The sequence below is a fragment of the Micromonospora sp. NPDC049301 genome (assembly GCF_040678715.1).
Lineage (GTDB): Bacteria > Actinomycetota > Actinomycetes > Mycobacteriales > Micromonosporaceae > Micromonospora.
Genome location: NZ_JBFAQO010000006.1, coordinates 77,940 through 90,689, shown reverse-complemented (window position 1 = coordinate 90,689; position 12,750 = coordinate 77,940). Strand labels below are relative to the sequence as shown.

General features: G+C 71.0%; 10 protein-coding genes. 3 read left to right on the top strand and 7 right to left on the bottom strand.

Annotated features, from left to right (window positions below):
- The first annotated feature begins 41 nt into the window (after positions 1–41).
- On the top strand, positions 42–2,462 hold the full coding sequence (locus AB0K07_RS19070; protein ID WP_363756764.1) for a M28 family peptidase: 2,421 nt from the start codon (positions 42–44) through the stop codon (positions 2,460–2,462).
- Positions 2,463–2,550: 88 nt separating this feature from the next.
- Here AB0K07_RS19070 and AB0K07_RS19065 read toward each other — a convergent pair whose 3' ends face one another.
- Positions 2,551–3,039 carry a hypothetical protein gene (locus AB0K07_RS19065; protein WP_363756763.1) on the bottom strand — a complete coding sequence of 163 codons (489 nt, stop codon included), beginning with the start codon at positions 3,037–3,039 and terminating at the stop codon, positions 2,551–2,553.
- 284 nt (positions 3,040–3,323) lie between these two features.
- Here AB0K07_RS19065 and AB0K07_RS19060 point away from each other — a divergent pair, with 284 nt between their 5' ends.
- Complete coding sequence (locus AB0K07_RS19060) at positions 3,324–5,489, top strand: tetratricopeptide repeat protein (RefSeq protein ID WP_363756762.1); 2,166 nt, start codon at positions 3,324–3,326, stop codon at positions 5,487–5,489.
- 38 nt (positions 5,490–5,527) lie between these two features.
- Here the strand turns inward: AB0K07_RS19060 and AB0K07_RS19055 are convergent, their stop codons facing one another.
- On the bottom strand, positions 5,528–6,469 hold the full coding sequence (locus AB0K07_RS19055; RefSeq protein ID WP_363756761.1) for a threonine/serine dehydratase: 942 nt from the start codon (positions 6,467–6,469) through the stop codon (positions 5,528–5,530).
- Positions 6,470–6,486: 17 nt separating this feature from the next.
- Entirely contained in the window at positions 6,487–7,287 is an 801-nt protein-coding gene (locus AB0K07_RS19050) for a hypothetical protein (RefSeq protein WP_363756759.1), read from the bottom strand.
- A 550-nt stretch (positions 7,288–7,837) separates the two neighbouring features.
- Here AB0K07_RS19050 and AB0K07_RS19045 point away from each other — a divergent pair.
- Positions 7,838–8,572, top strand: a complete 735-nt coding sequence (locus AB0K07_RS19045; protein WP_363756758.1) for a hypothetical protein — start codon at positions 7,838–7,840, stop codon at positions 8,570–8,572.
- Between the two features lie 96 nt (positions 8,573–8,668).
- On the opposite strand, the gene AB0K07_RS19040 is transcribed toward AB0K07_RS19045, so the two are convergent.
- From AB0K07_RS19040 to AB0K07_RS19025, 4 genes are all read right to left on the bottom strand, one after another.
- Positions 8,669–8,998, bottom strand: a complete 330-nt coding sequence (locus tag AB0K07_RS19040; RefSeq protein ID WP_363756757.1) for a hypothetical protein — start codon at positions 8,996–8,998, stop codon at positions 8,669–8,671.
- A 247-nt stretch (positions 8,999–9,245) separates the two neighbouring features.
- Positions 9,246–10,388, bottom strand: a complete 1,143-nt coding sequence (locus AB0K07_RS19035; RefSeq protein WP_363756756.1) for a CapA family protein — start codon at positions 10,386–10,388, stop codon at positions 9,246–9,248.
- 537 nt (positions 10,389–10,925) lie between these two features.
- Positions 10,926–11,267, bottom strand: coding sequence for a hypothetical protein (locus tag AB0K07_RS19030; protein WP_363756755.1), 342 nt, complete (start codon positions 11,265–11,267; stop codon positions 10,926–10,928).
- Positions 11,268–11,306: 39 nt separating this feature from the next.
- Entirely contained in the window at positions 11,307–12,542 is a 1,236-nt protein-coding gene (locus tag AB0K07_RS19025) for a hypothetical protein (protein ID WP_363756754.1), read from the bottom strand.
- Positions 12,543–12,750 lie beyond the last annotated feature (208 nt).

The following is a 12,750-nucleotide window of genomic DNA, read 5'->3' as shown; positions in this document are numbered from 1 at the left end:
ATGGTGCCACCCCAGGCCCCACCACCCCCCGAGGAGTTCCCGTGGGCGCACCCCCCACCCCCGCCACGAAGGGCAGGCCGGTCCGCCCGGGTCCGGGCGTACCCGCCGCCGACCGGGCGCTGGCCCGGCCCCGCCGGCGGCTGGCGGCCGCCGCGGCGGCCCTCGTCGCGCTGGCGGCCGTCGGCGCCGGCAGCCTGCTCGACCTGCGCACCCCGGCCCCGACGCCGACCGACGCGCCCGCCGACGAGTTCAGCGCCGGCCGGGCGTACGAGGACGTCCAGGTCATCGCGGCGCGGACGCACCCCGCCGGCAGCCCGGCCAACGACCAGGTGCGCGCACACATCGAGCAGCAGCTACAGGGGCTGGGCCTGGAGACCGGCGTGCATGACGCGGTCGCCCCGGAGGCCGGCCAGCTCAGCGGGGCCGCGGGCGGGGCCACGCTGGCCCGGGTCCGCAACGTGGTGGCCCGGCTGCCCGGCACCGACTCGACCGGCCGGGTCTTCCTGGTCGCCCACTACGACTCGGTGCAGACCGGCCCGGGCGGCAACGACGACGCGGCCGGCACCTCGGCCATCCTGGAGGTGGCCCGGGCGCTGGCCGCCGGCCCCCGGCCGCGCAACGACATCGTCTTCGTGCTGACCGACGCCGAGGAGGCGTGCCTCTGCGGCGCGTCCGCGTTCGCCGCCAGCCACCCGCTGGCCGCCGACGGTGGGGTGGTGCTCAACCTCGAGGCGCGGGGCTCCACCGGGCCGGTGATCATGTTCGAGACGTCCCGGAACAACGCGAAGCTGGTGGACGTGTTCGGCCGGGCCGCCCCGCACCCGGTGGGCACCTCCTTCGCCGTGGAGATCTACCGCGCGCTGCCCAACGACACCGACTTCACCGCGTTCCTGGACCGGAAGTTCGTCGGGCTGAACTCGGCGTACATCGACGGCGGCGCGATCTACCACACGCCGCTGGACACCCCGGCGGTCATGGACCGGGGCAGTCTCCAGCAGCACGGGGACAACGCGCTGGGCCTGGCCCGGGAGTTCGGTCGCACCGACCTGACCGACCTGCGCTCCGGACACGACGCCACCTACTTCCCGGTCCCCGGCGGGTTGGTCCGCTACCCGGGCTGGCTCACCCTGCCGCTGACACTGCTCGCGGTGCTCGCGGTGGCCGCGCTGGGGTGGCTCATCCGCCGGCGGGGCCGGGCCAGCACCGGCGGGCTCGCCGCCGGCTTCGGGCTGACCCTGGTGCCGATCGTGGCCGCGCCGCTGGCCGCGCAACTGCTCTGGATGGCGATCACCGCGATCCGACCGGGGTACGCGGAACTGCTCGATCCGTACCGGCCGATCTGGTACCGGCTGTCCGTGCTGGCGCTCGCCGCCGCGATCCTGTTCACCTGGTACGCGCTGACCCGCCGTCGGGTCGGGCCGGCCGCGCTCGCCGTCGGCGGGCTGGCCTGGCTGGCCCTGCTCGGCGTGCTGCTCGCCGTGGCGGTGCCCGGCGGGGCGTACCTCACCACCCTGCCGGCGCTGGCCGGCGCCCTCGGCGGTCTGCTAGCCCTGCGTACCCGGCAGAGCGGGCCGTGGCCGGTGGTGGCGGTGACCGCCGCCGCGGCGGTCGGCGTGGTCATCCTGCTGCCGACCGTGGTGCTGCTCTTCCCCGCGCTGGGAATGGCGATGGGCGGGGTGGCCGCGCTGGTCGCGGTGCTGCTCGGCCTGACCGCGCTTCCGGTGGTCGACCTGCTGCACCCGCAGGCCGGCGGCCAGCGCGGGCTGGTGGCGTTGCGGGCCCGACGGCTCGCGGTGCTGCCGGCCGGGGCCGCCGCCCTGGCGGCGGTGGTGCTCGCCGGGGTCGGGCTGACCGTCGACCGGTTCGACGCCGCCCACCCCGCGCCCACCCACCTGATGTACGCCATGGACGCCGGCACCGGCCAGGCCCGCTGGCTGAGCCACGAGACGGACGCGCAGCCGTGGACGGACGGCTACGTGGACGGGATGACCAGCGTCGAGGACGACTTCCCCGGGCTCGGCGACGGTGAGCTACGGTCCGGTCCGGCCCAGCCGGCGAACCTGCCGGCGCCGAAGCTGGAGGTGCTCGGCGACTCCGGTTCGGGCGGCGAACGCACGCTGCGGCTGCGGCTCACCCCGCAGCGGGCGGTCCGGCTCGCCACACTGCACGTCGACACGTCGACCGCCACCGTGCTGCGCGCCGAGGTCGCCGGCCGGTCGGTGCCGGTGGAACCACGGCCGGGCCGGTGGGGTTTCGGGCTGGTCTTCCACGCCCCGCCGACGGAGGGGATCGAGGTCACGCTTACCCTGCGGCCGACCGCCGGGCAGGTGGCGCTGCGGGCGATGGACGCCAGCGACGGGCTGGACGCGTTGCCCGGCTTCCGCCCCCGGCCGCCGGCCGTCGGCATCGTCGGTTCGCACAGCTCCGAAATGCTGGCGGTCGCACGCACCTATCCCATCTGACGGGTGGTCCGGCGGAGCATTGCTCCGCCGGACCGCCGACTGTGCGTACCGATTGGAATGGTGGACGGGTCCGTCCGGTCAAATGCGGTCAGCCCACCGCCTCGGGTTGACCGGCGCCGCTACGGCGCCAGCGATTTCCGTCATGATCGGTGAAGGTGAGATCCACCAGAACGGCGTCGGCCGCGCGCAACCGATGTTCCGCCGTCACGGTGACGAACAGTTCGTGACTCTCCCGTCCGTGTATCCGGCGGACCTGTTTCGCCTCGGCCAACTCCGTCGGCGTGCCGTCCGGATCGTCGGGCGGGACGAGCCGCGGCAGCACCGTCACGTCGAGGACCGGGGCGTCGCTCTCGTTGGCCACCACGACCCGCAGCACCGAGTTGCCGCGGATCTCGGCCACGGCCGAGACCAGCCGGGCCTGCGTGGCCCGGACCCGCAGCTCGTCCCTGCGGCGAGCGCGAATCTCCCGACGTAGCCCGAGGTAGACGATCAGGACGCTGGCGATGGAGCCGATCGCGCCGAACCAGTCCGGCACGGAGCCCCAGTCGGCGCTGTCCTGGTATGGCAGCCAGTTCATGCGTCCATCGTGGAGGCACCGCGCGACTGGCGCGCACGGCGGATCGGCCCGAATCAAACCGCGAAATGGAATTCGCGGCACCGATTCCGGTCACCTGGGTGGCCTAAACGGAGAGTGTGCAAGCCAGTACGGGGATGGATACCCTTGCGGTTGACGTGGTGCGGGCGCCAACCCCTCCGACTGTCCACTAGTGGACATGATCTATTCGTTGCCCGCCCCGGCAGCAATTTCGCCACCGAAGGGGGACCGCATTGCCTGCGGACGTTCCACCCGAGGATGCCGGCGTGCCCCGGCCGGCCTACGACCGGCCGAGTCGCGTCTCCGTCGACCCGCCGCTCGGGCGGCTGGACTGCCCGCTGCACGGGCGCGACGACCTGATCGACGAGATCATGCGACCACCACAGGTCGCCGGCGAACGACCGTCGGTGCACATCCTGTGCGGCATGGGGGGCTCCGGCAAGAGTCACGTCGCACTGGAGATCGCCCGCCGGGCCCGGGCGGACGGCCGGACCGTCTGGTGGGTGCAGGCGGGCCGACTCAACTCCGGCATGCGCGAGGTGGTCAGCCAGCTCGGCGCCTCGGAGACCCAGGTCGACCAGGCCTGGGCCGGGATGATCAGCGCTACCGATCTGGTCTGGCGCTACCTCAACCAGGCCGGGCAGCCCTGGCTGCTGATCTTCGACAGCGTGGACGAGCCCGGCACGCTCGGCCCCACCGACGGAGTGCTCGCCGACGGCACCGGCTGGCTGCGCGCCCCGGAGGCCGAGGACGGCATGGTCCTGGTGACCACCCGGGACGGCAACCGGGCCACCTGGGGCACCTGGTCGACGCTGCACCAGGTGCGCCCGCTCGACGCCGGCGCGGGCGCGCAGGTGCTGATCGACCGGGCCGGCGCCGGGGCCGGCGACCTGGCCGACGCCCGGGAACTGGCCCGGGAGCTGGGTGGGTTGCCGCTCGCCCTGCGCGCCGCCGGCAACTACCTGCGGTCGGTCAACGCGAGCCCGGTCTGGCGTGGCTCCTCCACCATCACCACCTTCGCCGACTACCGGGCGGCGGTGGAGCGCCGGTTCCGCTCCCCGCGCGACGCCGCCGACGTCGATCTCGACGAGTCGCTCGGCCTGGAGATCGTCCGCGAGGTCGACGACATCTCACTGGACCTGCTGGCCCGCCGCAAGCTCCAGCAGAGCCGCCCGCTGCTCAACGTGCTGGCCTGCCTCAGCGTCTCCCCGGTGCCCTACGAGGTGGTGCTCAAGCCGGCGATCCTGGCCGGGTCGCCACTCTTCGAGGGGCTCACCGGCCGGCAGCGGGTGAAGGTGCTGGAGGGCATCGGCGACCTCGCCCTGGTCGACTTCGACGTCCGGGAGGACGTCACCGACCCGGCGTTCGCGCACGTGCTGTCGCTGCACCCGCTGGTGCACGCCATGTTCCGCGACCGCGACGAGGTCCGGGAGCAGCTCGCCGAGTACCACGGTCTGGTCATGAAACTGCTGCTCGCCGCCACCGAGGGGCAGAGCCCGGACGACTCGGCGGTCTGGGCCAACTGGGACGTGCTGGTGCCGCACCTGGTCGAGGCCGTGCGGGAATACCTCGTGCCGCAGAAGCACGACCCCGAGACGGTACGCCGCGCGCTGGAGCTGGCCCGGCTCACCGCCCGCTACCTCATCGCGGTCGGCCTGCCGGGCTCGGCCTTCGACATCCTGGACCCGATCGTGCGTGGCTGCGGCGCGTACGACCACGACCTGGACCGGCCGCAGATCCTGGCGCTGCGCCACGAGCTGGGCCGCACCTGGCTGGAGCGCAACCAGCCGGAGATGGCCGACCGGGTGCTCCGCGACGTGATCGCGGACCGCACCCGCGTGCTGGGCAGCGACGATCCGGACACCCTCGCCAGCCGACACAAGCTCACCAAGGCGATCATGGCGCAGCGCCAGTGGCCGGAGGCCGAGCTGGAGCTGCGGCAGATCGTCGCCGCGGAGGACCAGGTCCGCGGCCCCGAACACTGGGACACCATGATCGTGCGGCACAGCCTCGCGCTGGCCGTCCTCGCCCAACACCGGGCCCCCGAGGCCGAGGAGATGCTGCACGCCATCCTCGAGGTCCGCTACCGGTTGTGGCCGCTCAACCAGCCGGAAACCTGGCAGGCCCGGCACACGCTGGCCCGGTGCATGCAGGCGCAGGGCCGGCTCGCCGAGGCCGAGGCGGAACTGCGGGCCACCCTGGCGACCGTGGAGCCACGGCACGCCGACCGCAGCGAGGTGCTCGCGATCAGGGCCACCCTGGCGGCGGTGCTGCTGCTCGACGGGCGACTCGACCCGGCGATCGAGGCGTACGAGCAGCTCCTGGCCGACCGTCGGCGGCTGCTCGGGGACACCCACCTGGACACGCTCCAGGTGGAACACGCGCTGCGCCGGCTGCGTAACGGCGACGGTCCGCCCACCGCCGGCCGCTGAGCGACCGGCGGCGGGGTTGCCGGGCGGCCGGGCGTCGCTCAGTGCGGCGCGGCCGGCCCCAGGTCGCTCGGGTCGGTGTTGCCACCGCAGACGATCAGCGCGACCCGTTCCCCCGCCTGCGGCACGTACGCGCCGCCGACCAGCGCGGCCAGCGCCGCGGCGCCACCCAGCTCGGCGGCGACCCGAAGCTCCGACCAGAGCAGTCGGCGCGCCCGGACGAGGTCCTCGTCGCCGACCAGCACGGACACCACCCCCGTCCGGCGGGCGGTGTCGAAGGCGATCTCGCCGATCCGGCGGGCGCCCAGCGAGTCCGTGGCGATGCCACCCACCTCGATGTCGACCGGCCGACCCGCCTTGAGGGCCGAGTGCAGGGTGGGGATCTGCTCGGGCTCGACGGCGACGACGCGGACCGCCCCGTCGAACCAGCTGGCGATGCCGGAGACCAGCCCGCCGCCGCCGACCGCCACCAGCACGGTGTCGATCCCGTCCAGCTGCCGTTCCAGCTCCCGGCCCACGGTGCCCTGACCGGCCACCACCTCCGGCTGGTCGTACGCGTGCACGACCAGCGCGCCGGTCGCCTCGGCCCGCTCGGTGCTCGCCGCCAACGCCTCGGCGTAGTGCTGGCCCACCTGCCGCACCTGGGCGCCCAACCCGGCCAACCGCTGAACCTTCACCGGCGAGGCGGTGACCGGGACGAAGACCTCCGCCGGAACGCCCAGCGAGCGGGCCGCGTACGCGACGGCGAGGCCATGGTTGCCGCCCGAGGCGGCGATCACCCCGGCCGACGGCAGCGGCCCCTGGAGCATCCGGTTGAACGCGCCGCGCGGCTTGAACGAGCCGGTGTGCTGGTGCAACTCCAGCTTGAGACTGAGCTGCCCCGGCACACCCAGGTCGGCGCCGTCGATGGTCAGCACCGGGGTCTCCCGGACCCGCCCCTCCACCAGCGCCGCAGCCGCCTCGACGTCGCTTCTGTCCACCATGGGGAAAACGCCCTTCGCTACGACCAGAGGGCCAGTCGACCGTCGTCGGTGAGCCCGACGAAACATCCTATGGAGATCCGCCGGCCATCCGTCGCGGGACGCACCGTGTGGTAGTGACGGGGGTCGAACAGAAATCCCTCGCCGAGCGTCGGTCGCAACGTCAACGACTGCGCACCGCCGGCCACCGACTCGTCGTAGCCGTACCCGCCGGGGATGCGCAGGTCCTCGTCGGCCGGCTGCCACCGCCGCCGCCACAGCACGGTCTCGCCGCCGGTCGGTGGCACCCGGATGTAGATGTTGAACGCCAACTGCGCCACCACGTCGGCGTCGAGCAGCCGGCCGGCGTACTCCCGGACGGCGTCGTCGAAGTGCACCTGGAGACCGGCGTTGATTTCCCGGACGATGCCGACGTGCATCTCCCGGCGCTGCCGCCGCCCAGGTGCGACATCCGGCCAGGCGGCCCGGAAGGCGTCCAGGCACAGCTCCCGGGGCGCGTCCGCCAGGCCCAGCGTGGACCAGCTCTTCTCGGCCGCGCGGGCCGCGTCCCAGTAGTCCTCGCGCAGGTCACCGGCATCGCGGTGGTCGTTGATGGCCGGGCCGAACTTGGCGACGACCGGAAAGACGCGGCTCTCGTCGTAGCGGTCCATCGGCGCGTCGGCGAGGGCGGCGGTGATCGCGTGGCAACGGGCCGCGGACAGCAGGCCCGGCACCCGGACGGCGGCCAACCGCCCCGCGATGAGCCCGGCGACATCCGCACGGGTGATCGAATCGGATTCGACGGCGACGAACAACGGATCGGTCCTGCTCGAATGCTGCACGGCGGTCCTCCTGTAGCGAAGATCCCTCACCGGACATGTCGCGCCCCCCGATCCGCGCACCGTGCAATGTACAAACCTCCGGCAAGGCCGCGTTTCCGCAGTTCCGGGCGGGGTGGCGCGGGCGTCGCTATCATCGGCGCAACCGGGGTACGCGACACCGAGCCGTACGGCGAGCGCTTTCCACCGATCGGAGAATGGTGACGGATCCCGGCGTGACGGATGATGCGACTAGTTCGAACGCTGACGAGGAGTTCGATTATGGCTGGCGCCGGCCCGACTGATCTTGACATGCACGTCGACCGCCTGGAAATGGCGCGTCGAATAGCCCGGGAAATGATCGAGTCCGACCATCAGGCATTGGAGCTCGCCGTCCGGCAGCGCCCGCAGTGCTGGTCCCGGCGTCCGGCCGGCCACGGCTCCCGCCCGGACGCAAAGGCCTACTGACAGCTCACCTCCAGCGCCTCGGCTAGCTACGCCCAGGCGCTTCGGCGTTCAGCGTCGACCGATCGGCCAGCAAGTCCTGCGAGCATCAGCTCGTATGGTCACGGGCATGATCGCCAAGGTTTCCGCTGCCACGGTGCGCCACCGGCACCTCGTCCTGGTGCTCGGGCTTCTGGTGGCCGCCGCGAACGCCGCGACCCTCGGGTTCGCGCCCACCCTGGGGCCACGCCTTGCCCGCCCCCTGTTCGTCCTTGCCCTGGCGGCCCTGGTCCTGGGGGTCATCGTCATGGGGGTCCGTCCGGCCTACTTCGTGGTGCAGCCGCAGATCCCCGCCTTCGCCACACCCGGACCGGCGTGGACGGTGTTCTTCGCCCTGGGCTTCCTCGGGCCCGCGTCGGCCCACCTCGGCGCATTGGTGCGCTCGACCAGGCAGGACACTCTGTCGACGTTCGACGTGGTTATCGATGTCGGCTGGATCGTCCTGGCCGCGCTGGCGGTGGCTCGGGCGTGGCGGGCTCACGGGGTGCGGCTCCACCCGTACGGGCTACGGCAGACCGGGACTCTGGACTCGCTCACTCTGCCGTGGGAGGCCCTACGGGCCCCAAAGATCCCCCCGCCCGCCGACCGCCCCTCGTGGCTCCGGATGAGCGTCGCGGAACCTCAACTGGTTGTGCGGCGTGGCATTCCATGGAGCCGAATGGCTTTGCGGACGGACAACGTCGACGCCGGCTTTCTCGCCGCCGTCATCGGGCACTACGTCAGTCACCCCGAACACCGGGCCGCGATCGGTAGTCAGGTCGAGTACGAACGGCTTCGCGCCGAACTACCCGAGCGAGACGCCTGAGATCGACCCAATCGGGACTGTCAGCCCTGTAGGCGGCCAGGTATGCGCCGGCCCTCGTTCGACGGCCTGGAAACGGCATGATCGTGGGGCCGCCGGTCAGGACGTCTCGAGTTCCACTCGCCGCCCCTGGCCGATCTCGTCCGTCTCATCGTCAGTGACGACGGCGAACGCACCTCGTGGCACCCGGTCGAGCATGGCCACGCGGGACGCGGTGGCCAGAAGAGCAGCCTCTTTCGCTCCGCCGATGGCGAAGACGTAGACGTCTCCGAGCTCCTCCCCTTCGTCGAACACCTCGACGTCCCCCCGATCCTCCAGGTCGGCAAGGAAGTTCTCAACATCTTCGATCCAAGGGAACTGGTAAGCGCGAGCGGCAAGGCCAGGCGTTGCCACCAGCGGGACGTGAATCTCGACGACGGTCTCAGCCACGGCCTGATGATCACCCCCCTTACGGCGCAAGTCCAGCGCGCCCACCTCAGCCTGGACACGGCATGATCATGGCTCAACGGCCCTGGCAGCGGCCTGCTGTGCAGGTCAAAGGCTGTGCCGCCGCTACTTCCAGCGGAAGTGCACGAATCGGGCCAGACCACGGCGTTGACCTGCGACGCAACACCGATCGAAGATCGCGGGAACAGACGGGCACAACTCGGCTCATGACCGGGTCACCAGGCGAGGGTCAGCGCCGCATTCGTAGCCCGGCGGACAGGGCACCCCGCATGTCGACGTACTGGGTAATCTGCTGCTGGACGCGGGCCAGGTCGGCCCGGCGGTCCTCCGGCGCTCCGACGTCGGCTACAGCGGTGGCCAGGTCGACCACCCGGGCCGCAGGCTGGTACTGCATCCAGGTGGCATGCACCTCGACGCCGCTCACCTCCCATCGGCCCGACGTCGTACGGGTGAAGGTGAACTCTGGCACCACCGCCTGTTGGGTGCTCTCCTCAGAGCCGTACGTGGTCAAGTTGCCGAGCCCGTACGCCACCCACTTCGTGCCGATCTTTTCAAACGGCTGTACTACGTGTACGTGGTGGCCCACGATGAGGTCGATGTCGGGTGAGGCGAGGAGATCTCGGGCGAGCTGGAGCTGGTCGTCGTTCGGTTTGTTCTGGTACTCCGTGCCCCAGTGCATCGACAGGATGACAATCTCCGCACCCTGGTCGCGGGCCTGCCGTGCCTCGGCCAAGACGGCGTTGCGGTCGGTGAGGTTCGCGACCCAGTCCTGGCCGGCAGGCCGAGGGATGCCGTTGAACCCGAAGGTGTACGACAACTGGGCCACCTTCACCCCGGCCACGTCGAGAATGTTGGGCCGCGCCGCCTCCAGCGCGCTGCGCGCGGTCCCGGCATGGCGTAATCCGACCCGGTCCAGCCTGTCCAGAGTGCGGCGGATACCCGGTAGACCAGTGTCAAGGGAGTGGTTGGACGCTGTCGAGCAGGTGTCGAAACCAGTCCCTGCTGCGGCATCGGCCAGTTCGGGGGGCACGCTGAAGATCGGGTAACCGGTGAACGGGCCGGACGGCTCCGCCAGTGGGGTTTCCATGTGGCAGATCGCCAGGTCGGCCCGGCTCACCACCGGCCGTACCGCGGCCAGGACCTGGGTGAAATCGTGGCCGGCGCGTCCCGCGGCGCGGGCGTCGGTCGCGGCCTGGGCCGTCAACTCGGGATGCACCAAGAGGTCACCGGCGGCGACGACGGTGATCTGGGATTTCGGCGCAGGCGACTGGCTGGCGGTCGAAGCTCGCCCGGGCCGCTTGGTGTCCGCGGGGACGAGCGGGCCGCCACAGCCAGCCACGAGTACGACCGGCAGAAGCAGGACAGACGCCATTCTCCTCACATGAACTAGTTTCGTGTCGTCGCTTGAGGCCCGGGCGAGAAATCGGAAACTCTGCAACCCTCGGGTCACAAACCGATCGGGTCACGGCAGGGCGGCTCATCACCGGGTCACCACCTGCCGAGCACCGGACTGCTGGCAGAGGGCCGCGTCGACCAGGTTCCGCGTGCGATCAACCGCCTCCGGCCACTCCCCACGCCCGACCAGCTCTCATCCGTGTCCTTCCGTGACGGCGAGATTGCGGAGTGGGCATTCGTAGCTGACGGGCAGCTCGACGAGCTGACCATTCCCAGGCTGGCGCGTCGGCTCCGAGCCACCATGCAGGCGCGGAGGCAGGCACACTCCGCCTATCTCGAAGAGGGCGCCCTACCTGCCGGTGCATGAAGTCCCCGGCTGCCCGAGGCGGGGCCGCGGCAACGCGCACTGACCGAACATGTGTTCTACCCGGCCGGCTGCCGGCGCCGGCTGCCGGCGATCAGACATCAACACCTGCCAGACATGCCGCCGCCGTGTGAGAACTTTTGTACGGGTTTAAGCCGGCGACATGGTCCCCGTGTGCATCTCGGCAACGCGGCCGCCGCGCCCTGCCTCCGCGGGCTTGGTCCAGAAGTCCTGCGCGGTGCCGTTGTTGAAGTCCATGACCCGGCTGACGGTCATGCCGCTGGATTCCAGCCAGCTGACGAAGTAGACCCCGTCGGCAACCTCTCCTACGTAAAGGCTCACCGTTTCCGCCGAGCCCGCGAAGGGTCCTTCGAGCCCTTCCCAGCGCAGCGAACGGCCGTCCGGCGAGTAGGTCTCACGGAACACGGCGCCGTCTTCGAACTGGAGCGTGTGGCTGTTGCCGGCAAACCGTGGAATCGACGCCTCACCCATGGCTCCCCCATCCGATAGCCGCTGTCCTTGGAGGCCTCACTACCCGCGCTGCCGGCGGCTATTCCGCGACCAGCTCAGCCCGCCGATGTGCGCCCCGAGAAGACGTACTTCGCCGGTGGCGGCGAACCCGCGGATGCAAGCCATGCCGTGTGTGACGGTGAGACGGTCACCGCTAAGGGCCCTGCCGTCGGGATTGGTCAGGGTGGCGCCGGTGAAGTCAAGGACACCGCCGATACGCGCGGCGAGAAGGCTTACTTCGCCGGCGGCCGTAAAGCCCTCCCCACAGACCATGCTCTCGTCGACGATGAAGCCGTCGGCAGTGAGGGCCCTGCCGTTGGGGTTGGTCAGGGTAGCGCCGGTGAAGTTGAGGACACCGCCGATACGCGCGGCGTGAAGGCTTACTTCGCCGGCGGCCGTGAAGCCCTCCCCGCAGACCATGCCGTGTTTGACGGTGAGCCAGCCGGCGATGAGGGCATTGCCGTTGGGGTTGGTCAGGGTAGCGCCGGTGAAGTTGAGGACACCGCCGATGTGCGCGCCACGGAGGCAAACTTCGCCGGTAGTGGTAAATCCCTCCCCACAAACCATGCCCTGGCCGACGGTGAGCATGTCGGCGGCGAGGGCCCTGCCGTCGGGGTTGGTCAGGGTAGCGCCGCTGAAGTCGACGACACCGGCGATGTGCGCGGCGAGAAGGCTTACTTCGCCGGCGGCCGTGAGGCCCTCCCCACAGACCATGCTCCGGCCGACGGTGAGGCCGTCGGCGCTGAGGGCGTTGCCGTTGGGGTTGGTCAGGGTAGCGCCGGCGAAGGCGAGCAGACCATCGATGTTCGCCCCGGTCAGGACCAACTCTCCCCGGCACTGAGTCTTGTAGAAAGATGCCGAGCCACGAACCTGCCAGTCCGAACCGGTGAACCCACGTAGGCGGGTTCTGTAGAACGTCGTCGGCCCAGAGGAGGCTCCGGTGAAGGTCAACGGCGCATCCACCCAGCAGCGGCTGAGGACAAGCTGATGCTCCGCCTGACCACCGCTAATGTCGAACTCGCCGACGATCCGGGCACCTGCCAGCATGACCCCAGGGACGTAGCCTGCTTCCCCCTCACGCAAACCAAGAAGCAGGCGAGCGATGACCTGGCCGCGCACCTGACGGTCCTCAGACCACGAATCCGAATCGAAGTGCTCAGCCGTGGGGTCGCCATCCCCGAGATCTACCATCATCCCCCGAGGGAACGCGTCCCAGAGCTGACGCTCGGCGTCGTTGAGCAAGTCCGAGCGCTCCATGTCGCTCCTTTCCGCGAGTCGCCAGGCTCGGGACAAACCGCGACTGCGCGTCAGGCCTGATCGCGCTGCGGATCGTCGTCACCAGGCACCTGCGCCGCATCGGTGCCGGAACTTCGTCTGCGCCGCTCTCGCTGCGATGAACCTTCCCGCCTCGGAGTCGAAGTCCACCTGGTGGACGACATCCGGGACATGGGGCTCACACCGGCAG